General features: G+C 59.5%; 12 protein-coding genes. 5 read left to right on the forward strand and 7 right to left on the reverse strand.

Going from position 1 to position 19,819, the window contains the following annotated elements:
- Positions 1 to 37: 37 nt before the first annotated feature.
- Entirely contained in the window at positions 38 to 2,821 is a 2,784-nt protein-coding gene (locus JIN81_RS02525) for a right-handed parallel beta-helix repeat-containing protein (RefSeq protein ID WP_200275989.1), read from the forward strand.
- Between the two features lie 77 nt (positions 2,822 to 2,898).
- Here JIN81_RS02525 and JIN81_RS02530 read toward each other — a convergent pair whose 3' ends face one another.
- Entirely contained in the window at positions 2,899 to 4,338 is a 1,440-nt protein-coding gene (locus tag JIN81_RS02530) for a sulfatase family protein (protein WP_200275991.1), read from the reverse strand.
- A 152-nt stretch (positions 4,339 to 4,490) separates the two neighbouring features.
- Positions 4,491 to 5,477 carry a sialate O-acetylesterase gene (locus JIN81_RS02535; protein WP_200275992.1) on the reverse strand — a complete coding sequence of 329 codons (987 nt, stop codon included), beginning with the start codon at positions 5,475 to 5,477 and terminating at the stop codon, positions 4,491 to 4,493.
- Between the two features lie 243 nt (positions 5,478 to 5,720).
- On the opposite strand from JIN81_RS02535, the gene JIN81_RS02540 reads away from it, so the two are divergent.
- Complete coding sequence (locus tag JIN81_RS02540; RefSeq protein ID WP_234044461.1) at positions 5,721 to 7,262, forward strand: L-serine ammonia-lyase, iron-sulfur-dependent, subunit alpha; 1,542 nt, start codon at positions 5,721 to 5,723, stop codon at positions 7,260 to 7,262.
- Between the two features lie 89 nt (positions 7,263 to 7,351).
- Here JIN81_RS02540 and JIN81_RS02545 read toward each other — a convergent pair whose 3' ends face one another.
- The 4 genes from JIN81_RS02545 to JIN81_RS02560 all read right to left on the reverse strand — a co-directional run bounded on the left by JIN81_RS02545 (position 7,352) and on the right by JIN81_RS02560 (position 16,144).
- Positions 7,352 to 8,968: an arylsulfatase gene (locus JIN81_RS02545; protein WP_200275996.1), complete on the reverse strand. Its 1,617-nt coding sequence runs from the start codon at positions 8,966 to 8,968 to the stop codon at positions 7,352 to 7,354.
- 121 nt (positions 8,969 to 9,089) lie between these two features.
- Positions 9,090 to 11,093, reverse strand: a complete 2,004-nt coding sequence (locus tag JIN81_RS02550) for an arylsulfatase (protein WP_200275998.1) — start codon at positions 11,091 to 11,093, stop codon at positions 9,090 to 9,092.
- Between the two features lie 268 nt (positions 11,094 to 11,361).
- Positions 11,362 to 14,379, reverse strand: a complete 3,018-nt coding sequence (locus tag JIN81_RS02555) for a sulfatase-like hydrolase/transferase (RefSeq protein WP_200276000.1) — start codon at positions 14,377 to 14,379, stop codon at positions 11,362 to 11,364.
- A 295-nt stretch (positions 14,380 to 14,674) separates the two neighbouring features.
- Positions 14,675 to 16,144: a sulfatase gene (locus JIN81_RS02560; protein ID WP_200276002.1), complete on the reverse strand. Its 1,470-nt coding sequence runs from the start codon at positions 16,142 to 16,144 to the stop codon at positions 14,675 to 14,677.
- A 162-nt stretch (positions 16,145 to 16,306) separates the two neighbouring features.
- Between JIN81_RS02560 and JIN81_RS02565 the strand changes: the two genes are divergently transcribed.
- Together JIN81_RS02565 and JIN81_RS02570 are read left to right on the forward strand one after the other, a co-directional pair.
- Positions 16,307 to 16,921: an HNH endonuclease gene (locus JIN81_RS02565; protein WP_234044418.1), complete on the forward strand. Its 615-nt coding sequence runs from the start codon at positions 16,307 to 16,309 to the stop codon at positions 16,919 to 16,921.
- 251 nt (positions 16,922 to 17,172) lie between these two features.
- On the forward strand, positions 17,173 to 18,483 hold the full coding sequence (locus JIN81_RS02570) for a porin (protein ID WP_200276007.1): 1,311 nt from the start codon (positions 17,173 to 17,175) through the stop codon (positions 18,481 to 18,483).
- Here JIN81_RS02570 and JIN81_RS02575 read toward each other — a convergent pair.
- Positions 18,474 to 18,644 carry a hypothetical protein gene (locus JIN81_RS02575; RefSeq protein ID WP_200276009.1) on the reverse strand — a complete coding sequence of 57 codons (171 nt, stop codon included), beginning with the start codon at positions 18,642 to 18,644 and terminating at the stop codon, positions 18,474 to 18,476. The two genes, JIN81_RS02570 and JIN81_RS02575, sit on opposite strands and share 10 nt — an antisense overlap.
- Positions 18,645 to 18,698: 54 nt before the next feature.
- On the opposite strand from JIN81_RS02575, the gene JIN81_RS02580 reads away from it, so the two are divergent.
- Positions 18,699 to 19,655 carry a PstS family phosphate ABC transporter substrate-binding protein gene (locus tag JIN81_RS02580; protein WP_200276011.1) on the forward strand — a complete coding sequence of 319 codons (957 nt, stop codon included), beginning with the start codon at positions 18,699 to 18,701 and terminating at the stop codon, positions 19,653 to 19,655.
- Positions 19,656 to 19,819 lie beyond the last annotated feature (164 nt).

Raw genomic sequence — 19,819 nt, forward strand, 5'->3', positions numbered from 1 at the left:
TGGAGCGGACTTGAACGGTAATTCGCCCGGCAGGGTGATGAGATGGGTCATCTTCGCCTTGGTTGCGGTAGGCTGGCGATCACTTCTTGGTGCGGGTCAGGTTTTGGTCCCGCCAAGCGGTGATCTGCAGGCGGTATTGGATCAGGGCGACGACCTCCTCCTCGAGCAGCAAGGTTTATATGAGCTTTCAGAAGCTCTGGAATTCAAGAAAGAGGGGCAGAGTATCCTTACTGCCGGGGCGACCCATCCCAGCGAGTTCGCGACGCTTCGGCTCGCGGATCCCGGGCAGACATGTCTCGTCATGGCGGATGGTGTGAAGGGGGCGAAGATCGCCCATGTGATCCTCGATGGTGCCCGGTATGAGCTCTCGGGTCCTCCTCCGAGATCGGATTTTGGAAAGGACATGGCGCTTGCGTTCTTTGGTGGTCAGGGAGGTGATGGGCAGGTGGTTCGGGAGTGTGTGTTCCTGAACTCCCGAAGTTGTTCCACACTGAAGGTCCATGAAGGGGCGTCAGGGGTTCTGGTAGAGAACAACCTCATTTTCGGAGCGGGTTCGGATTGCCGGGGAAACGGGCGCGCAGTGTCGGAGGGGCGGATCCACTGGAGTGGCGGCATTACCTTTGCTGCCCGTGACTCGATTGTTCGAAGCAACCTTATCATTGATCCGACAAATGCGGGGATCGTTCTATTCGGCAGCCCGGGCACAACCGTCGAGGGCAATGTGGTTGCGGCGGTGTCCCGAGAGTCTCTGGGAGGCATCAGTTTGGTAGATTCAATTGATTTCTATCGCTTGGCGAAAGACGGAACGGACTGCCGAGGCTTGGTGGTGAAGAACAATCAGGTCGAGGCATTGGGCGCCAGAGTCCACATGGGGTTTCCGATCGGAGCGCCTCAGTGGGCCCCGGAGAAGCGTGGTCGTTTCCTGATCGGTGGTAGTGTTGTCGGAAACACGATGTCTGGTGGTGCCGCCGGGTATGGATTTGTAGCTCATACGGTCAAGGGGGGGACGATTGAAGGGAACCGTAGCCTCGCGAGTTACTCGGGGCTTTCGGATGGCCTGGCAGCGACCAACAGGCCTCACGAACCGACTGGATTTGTATATGATCCCCAGACAGTCCTGGATTGCAGGCTTCAGGATGATTTCATTGCCTGCGATCCGCACATCGATCACCTCCTTCGATGCAATTACGGTCCCATGGATGATCAGGGTCGAAGGGTTTACCCGTATGGCAAGGAAGAGGCTGAGGCTGTGGTGAGGGCGGCCTATCGGGAGATCCTAGGTCGTGAGGCCGATCCTGATGGGCTTGTTTCACGGATCGTCGCTTTGCAAGAGAACCAACTGAATGCCGACACACTCCGGCGGATCCTGATGGGAAGTGAAGAGTTCAAGCAACGCCATGGGTTCGTTCCACCTGATGATCTCCAACTCTTTCGGGGCGATCTGTGGTTGTCTCTCTGCGATTCCATCATTGCGGATGGGGAGGGGTGGCCAGCAGCGAAAGCAATCTATCAGAAGGCGAAGAGCCTGCTTGTTCAGGAGCCGAGTGCTCGCCGAAAGATGGTGTCAGCACGGGCAAGCACGCTGACGGGGCGGGTCATGTGTGGATACCAGGGGTGGTTCCGGGCGGAGGGCGATGGAACCGGGTTGGGTTGGAAGCATTACCGGAATCCGACGAGCCACCAGTTCAGGCCGGGCCATGCCGGGATTGAGTACTGGCCTGACATGAGTGAGTTGGCGGACCATGAGAAGTTTGAAACTGCATTTCGTCACTCCAATGGATCGCCGGCGCATGTGTTCAGTTCGGACGTCAAGGATACCGTCGTGAGGCACTTCAAGTGGATGCGAGACTATGGTATCGATGGCGTGTTCGTGCAGCGCTTTGTCACCGAGGTGACGGGGCGGGATGGTAGACGGATCGACGCGAATACCCGTTCTTGTGACCGCGTGCTGAAACACTGCCGTGAGGGTGCCAATCGCTACGACCGCACCTACGCAGTGATGTATGACCTGACCGGCATGCCATCCGGGCATACAGCAGCGATCATCGAGGATTGGCGACATCTCGTGCGTGGCATGGGGATCACAAGGGGTGCTCGTGATAAGGCCTACCAACGGCATGGGGGCAAACCGGTGGTCGCCATCTGGGGTGTCGGTTTTGCCGATGGGCGTCGGTATGGGTCAAAGGACTGTGAGGAGTTGATCGACTTCCTCAAGAACGATCCGGAGTGTGGTGGCGTCACGGTGATGTTGGGGACTCCGACGGGGTGGCGAACCGGCGATAGGGATGCAGGCCCATTCGACGAGTGGGCTCCGATCTATCGCTCGGCGGACATCATTTCCCCTTGGACCGTCGGTCGTTTCGGAGGTCAGGAGTCCGCACGCACCTATGCGGCGGGGCGGGCGAAGGCGGATCGCGAATGGTGTGAGTCGGAAGGGAAGGAGTTCATGCCGGTCGTTTTTCCCGGGTTCGGTTGGTCGAACCTGAAGAAGGGGACCAAGGAGAACCCGAATGCCTTCATTGATCGGGAGGGAGGTCGCTTCCTGTGGGCGCAGTATGAATCCCTCGTGTCGCAGGCGGGAGCGACGATGGTCTATCAGGCGATGTTCGACGAATTGGATGAGGGAACCCAGATTTTCAAGGTCAGCAATGACCCTCCGGTCGGGGAGAGCCGCTTCGAGTCCTACGAAGATCTACCATCCGACCACTACCTATGGCTGGTGGGCGAAGCGACCCGCATGGTCCGTCGGGAAATGCCACCGAGCCGGGATCTCCCGGTTCGCCCCGTTGATCGTGGGAAACCGGGTGCTCCGGCCGAATAGCCGTCTGGGGGTCCCTCGGCGCGGCGATGGAGGTAAGCCCTCGCTATGATTGGAGAAGGATGCCCTGATTCCGTCTCCTAGCGCTTGTTCTGGCCGCGCTGGGGGGCGAGCGGGAGCTCGTCCTGGTAGGATTTCAGACGGCGCAGCATCTTGGTACGAAGCTCCTTGTATTCAGGGTTGTTGGCGAGATTCACGAGTTCGTCGGGATCCTTTTCCAGGTCATAGAGGCATTCGTATGGCCCGTCCTTCTCTTCGTGATAGACGGCGAACTTGTATCTTTCACCTCGGACACCGCGCCAGTCATTGAATGACTTGAATTTGTGTTCGACGAAGATGTCTGTGCGCCAGTCTGGCGCCGATTCCCCCTCAATGAGGGGAACGAGCGAAAGGCCTTGGTGGACTTCGGAGGGCTTGATGCCGGCAAAGTCGCTGAACGTGGGGGCGAAGTCGATGTTGCTGACGAGCTGGTCGATCACGCGACCTCGTTTGTCGTCGGCGAGCCGTGGATCGTAGATGATGAGCGGGACATTGAGCGATTGCTCGTAGTGGTTCCATTTCCCGGCGGTGCCGCGGTCTCCGAGCATGAAGCCGTTGTCGGCCGAATAGATGACGATGGTGTTTTCATCGAGTCCCTTGTCTTCAAGGGTCTTGAGGATGCGGGCAATGGCGTTGTCGATTCCGCTGATCATGCGGTAGTAGGCACGGATGTTGGTTTGGTACTTCTCCGGAGTGTCCCAGCGCCAGTAGTAGCGAAGGGTGTTGAGATTGGACTTCTCCCTCAGAAACGGAGGCATCGCCTTGTTGAATTTTTCGTTCGCGAGGCGTGGAGCGGGGATGGTGATGTCCTCGTACATGCCGTCGGTGGATTCCGGCCACTGGAAGTGATACCCCGGTCGCTTGTCTCCATCCTCGGCGTGGGAGGCATTGAAACTGACGGACATGCAGAACGGCTTGTCCTTCGGGTTGGACTCGATGAATTCGATGGCAGCGTCCGCACACAGATCGGTCTCATGGCGCTTCGATCCGTCGGGCATCTTGTGCAGATAGGGAGTGCGGTTGATGCCCTTGAAAAAGTCGAACTCGGGTTGCAGGCCCGGCCGGGCGAACTTCATGCCGTATTTTCCGGCAAATCCAATGCGGTATCCGGCGTCCTTGAGGAGGGCTGGATAGCTGGTCTTGATATACTCGGCCGGGACGGGGAGCTCTCCGAAGTTGTAACCGTGGCTGTGCTGGGTCAGGCCGCTGAAGATCGAGGCACGGCTTGCGGCGCAGATCGGGACTTGGCAGAACGAATTCGTGAAGCGGACGCCTTCGGCAGCCAGCTTGTCGAGAGTCGGGGTCTTGATCAGATCGTTGCCATAGCAGCCGAGCACGTCGCTGCGTTGGTCGTCGGCCAGAAGAAAGATGATGTTTGGCGGAGTGCCCTTGGTCGCGGCTGAAGAGGTGGCGGTCGCCAAGAGGGCAGCGGCGCCCACAAGCGGGGCGAAAATGGTGAACAGGGAAGGTTTCTTATTCATGGTGACTGGCGCGGAGAATACGGGTGTTTGGGGAAATTCCGATCACGATTTCAGGGGATTGGAGTCATATTTTTGGGGGAGGTGCCGGTCGCGAGGGGAAGGGTTGGAGCTCTGGAACCCGATTGGGACAAGGTGGGTTGCCAGGCGCGCGGCTAGTTGGCGGACGGGGTATCCAGAAGCCGGATCATGGATTGAGCCATTGATTCTCCGATCAGGTAGTAGGTTTCCCAGTTTCTCATCCAGTGGTACTCCTGCTTTGACGGAGACTCCTCCTGCGATCGCTGGAAGTCGCGGGTCTCGACGCCTCCGACATTGCCGGCGAACTGTGGGTATTTTTCGGGCTCGGCGAGCGCGAGCTGGGCGACCATGAGTTTCTCGACCTTGGCCTTGTATCGTTTGGGGATCTCCCAGCCACCCATGCCGGTATTGGCGATCACGACGGGCAGTTTCTCAATTCCGAGGTCGCGGCGCAGGTCCTGCACGAGATGGACAAGGTTCTCTTCATAGGCGTCGACCGCTGTCTGATTGATCCGGTCGTTCCACCCTTGGTGCCAGCCGAAACCGACGATCTCGAATCCCTGGCTCGAATCGTGAGGGTAGTAGGTCTTCAGGTTGCCGGTGACTTCCTTCGTAATCCGGAGGATCTCGGTGTAATGAAACCCCTTGTCTCCATCCTTCTCGGGTTTGGGATGGTCGCCGGCACTGGGCGGTAGGAAGTTGTGAAAAAGCGAGCGACCGCCCCAGGCGCACTTGATGAGCAGTACCGGTTCCTCGTAGTGGTCGGCCATCTCGATGCCGAATCCGTATTCCGGTCCGATGTGGTCCGGACTGGCTCCGTAGCCGGTCGTGAGCCACCCCTGCTGGGGGTTCTTCGGATCCGACAGGTTCACGATCCAGACATCGTCCCGGACGACGGGTTCTCCGTCCGGATCGACCAGATGAACGTATGCCTTGGGCTTCTCTTTCACGTAGGATTCCATCGTGCCCGGGCGGCCCTTGACCTGTCCGAATCCCACCATGTTCGATTGGCCCGCGAGGAGGAAGATCTTGAGCTTTCCGGATTGCGGGGCGGGTTCGGCCTGGACTTGCAAAGCGATGAGCATGGTCAGGACGAGGATCCGGGTGAGTGCATTGATCATGACGGGAGGTGCGTGGGTTCTGATGGGTTCATGCCGCGGGATTCTCTGCCGCTCTTTGAAGAACAGGTTACCGATCGGAACGGATACGGGTCGCTCGATGTCGTTCCTGTCAGCTCTCTCGGAGTCACCACGGTTGGCTGAAATCGCTGGCTTTAGAGGTGGCAAGGAACCTGCTGTCGACTATGAGGAAAGAACGTGAAGTCCCAAGCTCCCAGTATTTTCAACGACGTGCTCGGTCCCGTGATGCGTGGGCCAAGCAGCTCTCATAGTGCGGCCGCGAATCGCATCGGGCGGATCGCCCGGGATCTGGTGGGTGAGTCCATCACGAAAGTGGTCGTGCGCTACGATCCGAATGGTTCGTTGGTGACGACCCACCGCGATCAGGGTACCGACCTCGGCTTGTACAGCGGACTTCTCGGGTGGACTCCTGAAGACGAGAGGTTGCCGACCTATGCGGCGGAACTGGAAAGACAGGGGATCGAGGTCGATGTTCGCTACGAGTCGTTTGATGCGCCCCATCCGAATTTCTATCGTCTGGAGCTCACGGGAGGTTCAGGTCGGAACGAGTTCCTCGACGCCATCTCGACAGGTGGGGGGATGATCGAGTTGGTGGCAGTGGACCGAGTTCCACTCCAAGCGCCTGGCGATCTGGAGCTGACAATTTTCTGGATGGACGCCGAGCCGGAACCCGGGCTGTGGAGTGGTCATCCCGCAGCAGGTGAGAGCGAAAGTGTCCACTGGCACCAAGGGGATGGCCGGGGACTTCTCGTCTTCTCAAGCCGGTCTGCCTTGTCGGATGTCGAAGGGCTGGCCGGCCAATTGGGTGCCACGAGGCACCGCGTGCTGCGGGCGGTGCTGCCGGTGCTGTCGAGGAGGGAACTCAAGTTGCCGTTCCATACCTGTGCCGAGATGGTTGAGACGGAAGACTATCGTAGCATGTCTCTGGCGGAACTGGCGATCGCCTATGAAGCGGCGCGCAGTGGGGAGGGAGCTGAGCAGGTGCTTGCGAGGATGTCGGAAATCGCTGAGATCATGAAGTCGGCGGTGGTGACCGGTCTGTCGGGGACCGACTATGAGGACCGGATTCTTCCCTCCCAATCGCCGGGATTTACGAAGGCGGATCAGGAAGGGAGATTGATCGAATCGGACGTCAACAACCGGATCATTCGCTATGTGTCGGCCATCATGGAGGTGAAGAGTTCGATGGGGGTGATCGTCGCGGCTCCAACGGCGGGGTCCTGCGGTGCGATGCCCGGGGCGGTGCTGGCGGTGGCCGACAGCATGGGTGCGGAAGCTTCAGAGGTCTCCAAGGCTTTGCTGATCGCCGGGCTGATCGGGGTGTTCATCGCACGGGATGCGACCTTCGCGGCAGAAGAGGGGGGATGCATGGCCGAGTGCGGGTCGGGATCTGCCATGGCCGCCGCTGCAATGGTGTACCTTGCCGGAGGCTCGAATGATCAGATGCTCGGTGCGGCTTCCATGGCACTGCAGAACAATCTGGGAATGATTTGTGATCCGGTGGCGAATCGGGTGGAGGCACCTTGTCTTGGCAGGAATGTCATGGCGGCTACGAACGCTCTGGCATGCGCGAACATGGCTCTCGGTGGCTATGACCATCTGGTGCCCTTGGACGAAGTGATCCACACGATGAACAAGGTCGCGGAAGCGATGCCGCGCGAGCATTGCTGCACGGCCCTCGCCGGTTTGTCGGTCACGCCGACCTCCGCACGCATTGCGGACCGACTCGAGAAGGGCGGATGCAAGGGGTGTGGGGCTCCCGGGTGAGAGTGACGGGAACTTGTGGTGTTCTAACAGTCTGAGTCCCTGTACCCGGTCAGGTCGCCCTGCATCGCGGCCGGCTTTGATTGCGTGAGCTACTTCTTCGTTCTTTTCGAGCCGGGTTTTGGATAGACCTGCACCCTTTTTGCCCAGGCCTGCCACGCTTCCGACATGGAGTTCACCCGTTCCGGATGTGTGGACGCGAGGTTGTTGAGTTCGGTGCCGTCCTTTTCCATGTGGTAAAGTTCCCATCGGTTTGGCTTGAGTCCATCGGCAGGAGTCACGTTCATCCCCACCAGTTTCCACTCGCCGTCGCGCACGAAGGCGTTGTTCTCGTGTTCGATGCAGATTGGCTGGCTGCGCTCAAGTGGCTTGCCGTCAAATGCCGGGAGAAGCGAGATGCCGTCGGCTTGAAGGATCGGATGTCCATCATGGGTCTTCGGGTAGGTGGCCCCCGACACATCGACGAGGGTGGCCATCACATCGATGAGTTGGGCGGGTTGACGGAACCAGTCGCGGCCCTTCGGGATCCGGGTTGGCCAGTGGGCGATGAAGGGGGTGTTGGCACCTCCTTCGTGGGCGAAGTGCTTGTACTGTCGATAGGGAGTGGCCGAGGCGTTCGCCCAGGCCTTGCCGTAGCTGGGGCGGGTGAGAGGGACCTCGGGATCCCGGTCCTTGATGGGATCACCCACACCGATCAGCGAGACCTCGGCGCAGGCACCATTGTCGGAAAGGAACAGGATCAGGGTGTTCTCGAAATCTCCGTGCTTTTTCAGGGTGTCGACGAGGTCGCCGATCTTCTGATCGATGCGGTCGATCATGGCCGCGTAGGCCGCCATGCGGAAACTGCTCTCGGCTTGCTTCTTCTCATTTAGTGAATCCCAAGCGGGAACCTTGGGATCGCGGGGTGACATCGTCCATGATGCGGGAATGAGTCCGGACTTCTGCTGGCGCTCGAACCGTTGTTCGCGAAGTTTGTCCCAACCGAGATCGTATTTTCCGCGATACTTCTCGAGTTCCTGGTCGTGTGCGTGGAGAGGCCAGTGGGGAGCGGTGTAGGCGAGATAGAGGAAGAAGGGATCTTTCTTCCGAGTGCCATCCTTGTGCTCATCGATGAAGCGAATGGCGTGATCGGTGAAGGCATCGGTGGTGTAGAACGGACGGTCGGTGGTGCTTTTGGGATTCGGGTCCGGCTTGTTTCCGTCGTACATGATCCGCCAGTCGTAGGGGTGGAAATGGTGGGTCGCTCCAGAGATGCAGCCGTAGTAGCGATCAAAGCCCCGCTGAAGGGGCCAGTCGGCTTCGTCCTTCCCGGCGAGGTGCCATTTTCCGGCCATGAAGGTCGCGTATCCGGCGGACTTCGCCACTTCAGCGAGGGTGACGCAGGAGTCGTTGATGTTGCCGGCGTAGGCGGGTGGGCGGCCCTTGGAGTTGGTATTTTCGCCCGTCATGTGGCCGATGCCGATCTGATGGGGATGAAGTCCGGTGATCAGGGTTGCCCGGGTCGGGCAGCACCGTGCGGAGTTGTAGAACTGGGTGAAGCGGAGGCCGCCTGAAGCGAGTGAGTCGATGTTCGGGGTGTCGATCTCACCACCCCAGGCACCGATGTCCGAGTAGCCCATGTCATCGACCATGATGACGATGACATTCGGTCGATCGGTGGCGAATGCCGGAATGGCAAGGAGGGCAAAGAGGGAGCGATGCAATTTCATGATGGGTTCGGGGTCGATTTTCTCATGGTCAATCCCATCCCTTCCGTCGCCTTGGTTTGCGTTCCCTTGACGAAGGTGCTCAACCGGAAGGCGCAGGTTGATCGGGTGGGGTCAGGGGACTCTACTTGCCCTTGGGTGTGGTCCAGTCCACGGCGGTCTTGCCCTTGAAGTCGATCAAACGGAGGTTTCGGATCACGGCGGACCCCGGGCCTTCGGTAATGTCGATGCGCAACTGCTGGATGGCTTCCCACGTTTCGATCTTGATCTGGACCGGTTTGAAGCCCTTGCCGGTTGGCAGGGGGAAATCGAGCTTCGTTCCTTTCGGAAGCGAGGTCTTCGGGTCCACGGTGTAGTAGATTTCGCCGTGTCCTGTCTGGGAGGTGTCGAGGTCGAAGGCGAGGGTGTAGGGGCCGGGAGGCATGGCGCTGCGGCCCCGGAGATCCATCGCGATTCCCGGGTCGTCGCCGGTGAAGGTCAATTTCAGCGAGCCATCCTTCTGTGCGACCATCTCGGTCCCCTTGCGTGCGCGGATCGAGGTGTCGCTGGGCTTCGCTTTGGCGCGCGGTCGCTTGCCGGGGTGCGTGGCGGGAGGAGTGTCGGTGTCGTGGAAGACCGTCCACTCGCGGTTCGATCTCGGGAAAACGGCGGGCTTCATTCGGGTGGTGGCCAGTTTCTCGGAGTGGAGCACGTCCCGCGACATCTGCCGCCACTTCGCAATCATGGATTGGAGTCGCTCGGGTTCCGAGGCGGCGAGGTTGTTGAGTTCGGCGCGGTCCTTTCCGATGTGATAGAGTTCCCATTCCTGGCCTTTGAAGCTGACCAGTTTCCAGTCGCCATCGCGAAGGGCGAAGTCGGTCGAAAATTGGAAGTGGATGGGCTCCTTTCGCTCAAGCTCCCCGCCTTCAAGCAGGGGCCGAAGGGAGACCCCGGAGATCGGTCGAAGCTCGCGGTCGGGATACTCCTTCGGGATCGCTGCGTCCGCCAGATCGGCAAGGGTCGGGAGCACATCGATCAAGTGGGCAGGGGTGTCGATGATGGTGCCCGGCTTCGTCTTGAGGCCTTTGGGCCAGTGGACGATGCCCGGGGTGCTGATGCCGCCTTCAAACTGATTCTGTTTGTAAAACTGGAAGGGTGCGTTGCGTGCCCAGGACCAGGGTGTGGAGTCTGCCAGAAAGGTTTCGGCGTTGGTGGGCTCGACATTCAGGCGTGGTTTCTGACGGTCGTATGGACAGGCTCCGTTGTCGGAGACGAAGAGGATGAGGGTGTTGTCGAATTCATCGTGTTTCTTCAGGTCGTCCACGACACGACCAATCTCCTGATCGACACGGTCAATCATCGCTCCGAGGGTCCGCATGCGGTTGATTTCATAGTCCCTCTGCCAATCGACAAGGTCGTCCCATGCGCGGACATGGGGAGGGCGTGGACTCGGTTTGAGGGTCTCGGGCAGCAGTCCCAGTTTCTTTTGTTTGGCGATCCGTGCATCACGGATCTTGTCCCAGCCGGCGGTGTAGCGACCGTCGTATTTGGCGTAGTCCTCTGGCAGGGCATGGAGGGGGGCATGGGGTGCGTTGAAAGCGATGTAGAGGAAGAAGGGTTTATCGGTTTTCCTCGCCTCGTCGAGGAACCGCAGGGCGTAGTCGACATCGGCGACGGTTGTATAGAATCCTTCATCCGGCACCTTCCATGGTTTGCCGTTCAATCGGAAGGTCTTGTCGCCGCTGAAGAAATTGCAGGCTCCGCTCAGGTGGCCAAAATAGCGGTCAAACCCGAAGTCGGTCGGTTCCTTGTCGAGGTGCCACTTCCCGGTCATGGCCGTGAAGTAGCCGGCGTCGCGGAGAACTTCCGCGGAGGTGACCGCATGGGTCAGCGCGGTGTCTCCCGCAGCGATGCAGTATTGGCCGGTCAGCAGGGAGACCCGGGATGAGTGGCACTTGGCGGTGTTGTAGAATTGGGAGAAGCGAAGGCCGTTGGATGCCAGTGAGTCGAGCTGGGGGGTGTCGATCTCCCCGCCATAGCAACCGATGTCCGAGTAGCCGAGGTCATCGACCATGATGACGACGAAATTCGGTTGGGAGCTGGCAAATAGAGGAAGGGTTAGCGCCGCAAGAAGGGTAGATCGGAACATGGACAAGGGGGCGGATGGAGGACTGGCGAAAATCTGACGAAACGAGTGAAGCGTTTCCTGTTGTGGGGGAACACTACGGATTTCAGCTTCGATTCTTCCTAGATATCTTCCTGTAGCCTTTGTCGGCCAGCCCGGCTCACGCATATGCGTCACTCAGGGCCCATTCCTGCGAAGCCAATCCCCCGGAGCTGACCGACTCGGTGCGGTCGACCATCGATCAGGGCAGAATTCCCCGGCCGCCAACTGTGCTGATGACCACATCTGGATCTCAAAGGCCCGCCTGCCAAGCGTCGTATCTCGCTTGGAGATCCGCACGGATTGCTTGAATCGCGGGGTCGGTGCTATTGGAGAGGTCGTTCATTTCCGCCGGATCCACGGCGAGGTTGAACAAGGCGACCCGATTGAGAACTGCATCGTTGAAGACGATCTGGGAGGTGTGCTTGGCCGCAATGTCCTTGGTGCCAAGGACGAGCTTCCAGTCGCCCTTGCGGATTGCCCACTGGTTGTTGAATCGCCAGAACAAGGTGCGCTCACCGGGGACGACCGGTGCGTTGTTCTTGAGCGGCTCGATGAGGCTGTGTCCGCGCAGGGGCGCGGCGTTCTCGACACCGGCGACATCGAGGAGGGTGGGGACGATGTCGAGCGTCGAGGTGACGTGGGTGTAGACCTGTCCGCCGGGGATCCGACCGGGCCATGAGATCATCATCGGCACGCGGAGACCTCCCTCGAAGGACGTGTATTTCGAGCCCGACAGGGGCTGGTTGTTCGCTCCTGTTAGAGCTTCTCCTCCGTTGTCGGAGAAATAGATGACGATGGTGTTGTCGGTAAGTCCTTTCTCGTCCAGAGCATCCAGCAGTCGGCCCATCTGATCATCGTAGGCATTGAGGTGGGCGCGGTAGTATTTGCGCATGTCGGCGTCCGAGATGATTCCGTTCGCGTCCTGTGGGGTAGGGCGTGAGTAGCGGTAGTAGTAGGTGGTGTAGGCGGATGGATTGTCCTGGGTGTTGGTGGCCGGATCATACAGGGGGAGTTCCGGCACGCCTTCCGCATCGAGGTAGGACTTCGGGGCCTGGTGAATCAGGGCATGCACCGAAGCATGGGACAGGTAGAGAAAGAACGGCTGGGGGTTGGTCTTCCGCTGTTCGAGGTAATCGATGGCCCGATCGGTGAAGATTTCAGTCTGCCATGTGCCATCGTCGAAGGTCTCGAAGTTGCCGGGAAGTTCGGTATTCACGAGCTTGCCCAGGTGCGCGCTTGCTTCGGTTGGCCACGCGGGTTGCACGGTGTCCGTGATGGCCTGCGAATGGAGCCAGAAGTCGTGGGCGTGGGCATTGAATCCGAAGAACCGGTCGAAGCCGTGGTTGGTCGGGTGTTCGCGGTTGTTGATGGACCCCACGGGTTGACCGAAGTCGTTCTTCCCGATCATGGCGGTGGCGTAGCCGGCCTCCTTGAGATACTCGGCGATGTGCTTCACGGTGGCGGGGAGTCGCGGTGCCCAACCTCCGGCCGCATCCCATTCATTCTGGTAGCGACCGGTCAGGAATCCGCATCGGGATGGACTGCACACCGGGCTGGTAACATAGGCCTGGGTGAAGATTGAACCGGAGGCCGCAATGCGATCAAAACTTGGAGTGCTGATGTCCGGGCGTGCGTTCGGGTAGGCGGAAATGTCAGCATACCCGTGGTCATCGCCCACGATCAGAAGGATGTTGGGTTGAGGCAGCGGGCCTTTTTCGGCACGCACCCGGTAGAAGGCTTTGCTTGGAGGAGGGGCAGGGTCCGTTAGCTCGACGGAGGTTTCCGATTCCAGCGGAGCAACGGCGTCGGGGACGGCCTCGGGTTCCACGGCTGACAGGTCGTTCTGTCGCTCCAATTGATACTGCCTGGAGCGTTTGCCATCGATCTCGATCCGTACCTCTCCGGATTCCATTTGGACGCTTCGGATTTTTGGGAAGTCGCTGGCGGACCCCCAGTCGGTTCCGGCATCGGCTTCGTCGACATTGCTGAATCCATCACCATCGGTGTCGCCTTCACCGATTCGGATGTCGTTGATGTCCTCCGGCTCCAGGATGCCTGAGTAGATGCGGATGTCATCGATGAGTCCGGAGAAGGTCATGCCGCCATTCCGAGACGCTCCGATCTCCAGGTCGGACGACAACTGCACCGGTCCTTCCAGATCGGCGGCGTCTTCCAACTGACCGTTGACATACAAGCGGAGTGAGTTGGTGAGACCATCATGGGTCATGGTGATGTGGCGCCATCGATCGTCGGTGGCAAAAGACTGGGAGGAAAGTGTCTCGTCCCCGGCGCCCACGGCGATCGAGTTTCCGCGAAGTGAGATGCCCCAACCCCCATCCGGGGCGATTGAGCCATCGACCATGGCCGAACCTTCACGCCAAGTGAGTTGGCTTCCTTCCCCGCCGGGACTGCTGGTCCGGGTCCAGAGGGAGATCGAATACCTGAGTGGTAGCTGCACGGGAAGCGTGACCGATCCAGCGGTGGTGTCGAAGCTCGATCCAATACCGAATCCAGGGCCATAGCTGAGCCCGGGTGATGCGGTTCCATGGAGTGATGATGGGCCGCTATCCTGGGTCGTGCCGTCTGCGGAATAGCTGGCGATGAGAGTGGCCGGCGCATCGAGCTCTGCCGCGCGGTAGGCAGTCAGGGACACGTCGTCGATCATCAGGTATTCATTCCGATCTCCGGTGTGCAGGATCCTGATCTGGACTTGCTGGCCAATCCACGGGCTGTTCGGACGAACCGGGACCGAGGTGAAGGAGTGATCATGATAGACTCCCGCTGTGGGGATGTCGGCGAGTGACGAAAGAATGCGGGTGGGGTAGCCGATAGGACTGGATGGGTCACTGACGGCATTCCCGTTGATGTCGACCACGTGGAGAACCATTTGGAGTTGGTCTGCACCAGGATCAAAGGCTGCTCCGGACCGGGCTGAGATGGATGCCACGAACAAGTCGCCCTCTTCAATCGTCCACGTTCCGGCAGGGATGATCTGGCTTGGGTGGATGCGGTTACCGGTCCCTTGGTATCCGTTCGTGAAGCTGCGCAGGAAACCCGATTTCGGGTTGGCTGTGCTGATGGGGTCGGTTGCGGCGCCTTCGGCGAAGTAGCTTTCCCAGAAGGGAACGGATGAGAAGTCGGTGCCATCGGCATCCTCGAAGCCCCCGTTGCGAACGGACGCATTCGGGGAGATGAGAACGGTCTGCGCCGAAATCGACGACATGCGACCGAGGGCAAAGGCAAGGAGGAGGGTGAAAAGGATCCGCATGGGCTGGTGACTGGAGGGCCGGTAAGAATGGAGCGAGCGAGGAAAGCGCAAAAGTCGGAGGTCCGATCTCAGGAAACGCATCTTTGCGATGAGACGTTCCACCATTCCTCCCCGCGTCGCAAAGATTTCCCCGTTGCCGTTATCGCCAATTGCTTTGTCCAAATGCTTCATCTTTACTCAGGCAGGGAGGGCCTTTGAGCGTGCAATCTGGAAGAAGGGGATCGGTTGTCTGGGGTGCATTTCCCCGATCCGTGATGGCGCGAGTCGGCCGAATGATTGGTCCGAGAGGGAGTGGCTATCGGCCCTTCGCGGGGGCTGGATGCTGGTCAAGGATGGTGCGCAGTGAGGCTACAATTTCGGGATACTGGGAGGCGATGTTCTTGGTTTCGACGGGGCCCTGCTTGTAGTCGTAGAGCTCATATACGGGCGCCGCATTCGGCTGGCCGAGGGGAGTCCAGGCGACCAGTCGATAGCGCTCGGTGCGGATCGCTCTTCCAAGTTTTCCTCCGCGGGGAAAGCAGTGGTAGGCGTGGTCATCGACCCTCACTTGGGGATCCTTCAAGGTGCCCAGTAGGCTGGTCCCGTCGATGGGTTGAGGACCCGTCGGTGCCGGGAGGCCCGCGAGGGCGGACAGGGTGGGAAAAATGTCGACCGTCTCGGCGGGTTGGTCGGTATGTGACCCGGGCCTGGTGATTCCGGGCGCGACGACAATCAGCGGAATCCGCGTCGCCATCTCAAAGTTCACGTGCTTCGTCCAAATGCCGAGCTCGCCGAGGTGGAATCCATGGTCGCCCCACAGGACGATGAGGGTGTCGTCGGCGAGTCCGAGTTCGTCGACTGCGGTGATCACCTTGCCGATCTGGGCGTCGACGTAACTCGTAGAGGCGTAGTAGCCATGGACGAGCTTCCGGGCCAGCTTCGCATCGATCGTTCCTCGCGGAGGGACGGGCTCGTAGGCGGTGATCTCCCCACCCACCTTGATGGCGCAGCGCGGAGCTCCATCGGGCGGGGTGGTGGTGTCGACCATGGGGAGCCGGGAGGGGTCGTACAGGTCCCAGTATTTCTTCGGGACACAGAATGGAAGGTGGGGGCGAGCGAAGCCCACTGCGATGAAGAAGGGTTCATCCCGTTCGCTTGCCGCGCGAAGACGCTTGATGGCCTCGGCGGCAACCCGCCCGTCTGCGTAGGCTTCGTCACCGACGTCAGGAGCCTCAAAAGCCGCACCGCGGGGCCTCAGCTTGCCATCGGCGTCCCTCTGGCCCTGGTTGGTGAAGTAGCCTTCTTCCCGGGTCAGTTGACCGCCACCGGTGCTTTCCGGCAGCTGGTATTCAATGACGAGGTCCTTGAAGTGAGGTGATGAGAATGACTGGGGGTCGCCATGGTTCCCGTGGCCGATGTGGAAGACCTTGCCGAGGGATTCGGTGTGGTATCCATGGTGGGCGAAGTGCTGTGGCAGGGTGACTGCCTCCGGGTAGGCTTTGCGCAGATTGCTGCCCAAGCTGTAGAGTCCGGACGAGGTGGATCGCGAGCCGAGCATCAGGTTGAAACGCGAAGGCGCGCAGACCGCCTGGTTGCAATAGGCGGCGTCGAAGCGCATGCCCCGGGCCGTCAGCGCATCCAAGCTCGGAGTGATGGCGGTGGGGTCTCCATAGGCGCCGATGGCAGGCTTGAGGTCGTCGACGAGAATGAGGAGGACATTCGGCTTCTCTGCGGCCGGAACGGCGACGTGGGAAAGCGCAGCGATGAGGGGAACGAGGACTCGCATGGGAAAGTGTGCGGTGATGGAAGCCTGATGAAACACTTGCGGTAGCATTTTTCCAGAGTCTTCGCTGAGCGCGACAGATGAGGTCGTCGAGCGGCGGTCCGATTCACATTGTGTCCCGGCGGGTTCTTGGTATCCTACCCGGCAATCATCGTGATGCATTGCATGGATCAGCACCTTCATCGTTCAGTTCTGGTTCTCAATCGCTTCTGGCAACCCGTGCAGACTTGTTCTGCGAAGCGGGCACTGAAGTTGCTCTGCCTGGGCCACGCCCAGATCCTCCAAACCGAGGGTGAAGAGAGGTTTCGGACTCACGATTTTTCGTCGTGGCTGGAGTATTCCGCGACCGGGGTGGTCTCGGATCTCGTGCACTCAGTGAATCTGGCCCTCGGTGTGCCACGGATCGTGGTGCTGACGGAGTATGACAAGTATCCCCGATTGGAAGTCCGCCTGACTCGACGAAATGTTTTCCTGCGGGATCAATTCACCTGCCAGTATTGTGCCAAGGTTTTTCCTGAGCCTGAGTTGAATTTGGATCACGTGATGCCGCGCGACAAGGGCGGTGGGACGACATGGGAGAACATCGTGACCTCGTGCATCCGCTGCAATACCCGGAAGGCGAACAAACTGCCGAAGGAAGCGAACATGCATCCGTTGAAGAAGCCTGCGACCCCAAGATGGCGGCCGGTTTTTGGTCTTCGGGGCTATCAGGGGCCTCTCGACAAGACCTGGGACCATTTCCTTGTGCCCGACCGGAACTCCGTGAGGATGTCCGCGTGACCTGATGGGCGGCTGGATCGGGATTGTGACGGGTGGGGTGGAGTCCGTCACATTGGGGTGTTTTGGCTCCGGAATGCGTGGTTGATGGGTGGTTTGTAACTGATCGAACACCAACAGGTTGTGTGGACTGAGTGAGGGTGTCCGGGGAATGTGACGGAAATGTGACAAAGGAAGCGTGGGATGTGACGGGGTCGTCAAATAGGAGATCGGCGCGCTTCAACAGAGGGGGCGTCAACCATCCAACATACGACATGAAATCCAACCGAGCCTTCCGCCTGAGACTGAGCCTGTTCTCGGCGGCATCCATCATCGGCCTTGCCCAAGCAGGAGATCTACCTTCGACTGTGATCGAGGAGCCTGTTGAATCCAATTCCGGCGACTTCTGCGACTGGCTGTCCAGCAAGCCCGGCACCCTTTACAAGAACGACGACAATCCGTGGTTCTCGGAGTTCCAGGTATTCGGGCGCTTCCAGTGGCAGGCGGCCTACTACTCGGGTGAGGATGTGAACGGCTTGGAGTTTTCCGACACTTTCACGGAGGTGCGTCGATTCCGCTTGGGAGCGAAGGCCAGGTTCCTCAAGTACTTCGAGGTCAAGGCGAACGTCAACATGGTGGATGACGCGAGCAACAACCTCGCTCCGTGGCCAGGAGGCCGCAAACTGGGTTGGGGCTATGAGGACTTTGACGAGGCGCTTGTCAGCTTCGACATGAAGGAAGCATTCAAGCTTGGTGCGTTGGATGGACTGACACTCAAGTATGGTCGCCACAAGTTCCTCATCTCGCAGGAGGCCCGGGAGTCGTCCAAGAAGTTGTTGACCGTCGAGCGCTCGGCGATCGCGAACAAGGTGTTCAACAGCTATCGTGCCACCGGCGTTACCCTCGATTGGGCGAAGAGTGAATGGGAGGGAACCTTCGGTCTCTTCAGTACTGACTCCCGCACAAGAGCCGGCGGAAACACCGAGTTCATCGGCGGATGGGGCGACGGACTCGCTTACTATCTGTCGCTGGGATACACCCCGTGTGACGAATGGCATTTCCGCTGGGACTACGTTTACAACGATGCCGATTTCACCCGTGGCGAGGACAGTCTCTTCGGCTACGCGTGGGCGACGTCGCTTTCGGCGGAGTATGACGCTGGTGTCTGGGGTCTGATCATCAACGGGATCTATGGAGACAATGGTGATGCAAGCAACCGGGTGTTGCGGGCAAATCGCCAGGGAAACTTCTGGGGACTGGTCGTGATGCCTTACTACTGGATCGTTCAAGACAAGCTCCAAGGGGTGGTCCGTTACCAGTATCAAGGGGCGGAGGAAGACCAGGGAATCCGGATCTACAGCCGCTATGGCCGCAGGAATCATGGCTTGCAGGTGGCGCCTGAAACCTATTCGGGCCGTGGCAATGAGCACCACTCGATCTACGCGGGTGTGAACTACCTCATCTGTGGGCACAATCTGAAGGTGCAGGCCGGTCTCGAGTATGAGTGGCTGAATGTGCCGGGAGCCGGTCTGACCGGAGACTACACGGCGCTCACCTCGTGGTTCGGTTTCCGCAGCTACTTCTGATCGACCCGTTTTACCGCGCGGATCACCACGTCCGGCCCGGTGCCATCCCTCGTTCGGTTGCGGGGTGGCGCCAGGGTGACGAGGTGGTCAGGCGGGGCGGGTTTTCCGAGTGACGGTGTCGTCACGAAACCCACGTCGCCAAGCGCATTATCATTCTCCATTTCGACCGTGCGGTTGGCGCGGTTGCTCAACCCCAAACCTAATAGATTACGACCATGAACATGATGAAGATGATGGGTGGCTTGATTGCCGCCGCCGCTGTTGCCAATGCCGCTGAGTCACATCTCGATGAAGCTTTGACCGAATACAAGTCCGTGAGCGGTATCTCCGGAAGTCTGTCCTCGGTGGGTTCCGACACTCTGAACAACCTGATGACCTTCTGGTCGGAGGGGTTCCGCAAGGCCTATCCGAACGTGACCATCTCGATCGAGGGCAAGGGCTCGTCCACGGCGCCTCCAGCTCTGATGGAAGGCACCTCCCAATTCGGCCCGATGAGCCGCGAGATGAAGGCGGAGGAGATCGACGCCTTCGAGAAGAAGTTCGGTTACAAGCCGACGGAAGTGAAGGTTGCGATCGACGCCCTTGCGGTGTTTGCCCACAAGGACAACCCCATCGAAGGTCTCAGCCTGAAGCAGGTCGACGGGATCTTTTCCAGCACGCGCAAGCGTGGATCGGAGGATCTGACCGAGTGGGGCCAACTCGGGCTGGATGCCTGGAAAGGGCGCGCCATTTCGCTCTACGGGCGGAACAGTGCTTCGGGAACCTACGGTTTCTTCCAGAAGAACGTGCTCGGCAAGGGCGACTACAAGTCGACCGTGAAGGAACAGCCGGGTTCCTCGGCTGTGGTTCAGGGCATCGGTGGTGACCTCTATGCGCTGGGCTACTCGGGCATTGGCTACAAGAACTCGGCAGTCCGTGCTCTTCCCCTGTCCGTTGACGGAAGCGAATTCTTTGAAGCCAGCTACGACAACGCACTTACGGGTGACTACCCGCTGGCTCGCTTCCTCCTGGTCTACGTGAACAAGAAGCCGAGCGAGCCGATGCCTGCCGCAGCGCTGGAGTTCCTGAAGTTCGTGCTTTCGAAGGACGGTCAGGCAATCGTTGAGAAGGACGGCTACTACCCGCTGCCTGCAGAGTTGGCCGAGGCCACGATTGAATCGCTTTCGAAGTAATTGAAGGATTGACCTTGAGCCTGTCCGAGGGCAGCACCTCCCCGACCGTTTTTCCGGTTGGCATCGCCTTCGGGCGGGCTCTCTCTCTCATTGAAGCCATAAGCTGAATGAGTTCCTCCGAACCTCCTCCACCTGATCCAAACCGATTCGAAGTCTCGAGGGGA

The sequence above is a fragment of the Haloferula rosea genome, from assembly GCF_016595525.1.
Lineage (GTDB): Bacteria > Verrucomicrobiota > Verrucomicrobiia > Verrucomicrobiales > Akkermansiaceae > Haloferula > Haloferula rosea.

Bases quoted from the DNA above. Each gene is read 5' to 3' on its own strand.
- JIN81_RS02525 (WP_200275989.1), top strand. From the start codon at position 38: ATGAGATGGGTCATCTTCGCCTTGGTTGCGGTAGGCTGGCGATCACTT.
- JIN81_RS02530 (WP_200275991.1), bottom strand. From the start codon at position 4,338: ATGAATAAGAAACCTTCCCTGTTCACCATTTTCGCCCCGCTTGTGGGC.
- JIN81_RS02535 (WP_200275992.1), bottom strand. From the start codon at position 5,477: ATGATCAATGCACTCACCCGGATCCTCGTCCTGACCATGCTCATCGCT.
- JIN81_RS02540 (WP_234044461.1), top strand. From the start codon at position 5,721: ATGCGTGGGCCAAGCAGCTCTCATAGTGCGGCCGCGAATCGCATCGGG.
- JIN81_RS02545 (WP_200275996.1), bottom strand. From the start codon at position 8,968: ATGAAATTGCATCGCTCCCTCTTTGCCCTCCTTGCCATTCCGGCATTC.
- JIN81_RS02550 (WP_200275998.1), bottom strand. From the start codon at position 11,093: ATGTTCCGATCTACCCTTCTTGCGGCGCTAACCCTTCCTCTATTTGCC.
- JIN81_RS02555 (WP_200276000.1), bottom strand. From the start codon at position 14,379: ATGCGGATCCTTTTCACCCTCCTCCTTGCCTTTGCCCTCGGTCGCATG.
- JIN81_RS02560 (WP_200276002.1), bottom strand. From the start codon at position 16,144: ATGCGAGTCCTCGTTCCCCTCATCGCTGCGCTTTCCCACGTCGCCGTT.
- JIN81_RS02565 (WP_234044418.1), top strand. From the start codon at position 16,307: ATGGATCAGCACCTTCATCGTTCAGTTCTGGTTCTCAATCGCTTCTGG.
- JIN81_RS02570 (WP_200276007.1), top strand. From the start codon at position 17,173: ATGAAATCCAACCGAGCCTTCCGCCTGAGACTGAGCCTGTTCTCGGCG.
- JIN81_RS02575 (WP_200276009.1), bottom strand. From the start codon at position 18,644: ATGGAGAATGATAATGCGCTTGGCGACGTGGGTTTCGTGACGACACCG.
- JIN81_RS02580 (WP_200276011.1), top strand. From the start codon at position 18,699: ATGAACATGATGAAGATGATGGGTGGCTTGATTGCCGCCGCCGCTGTT.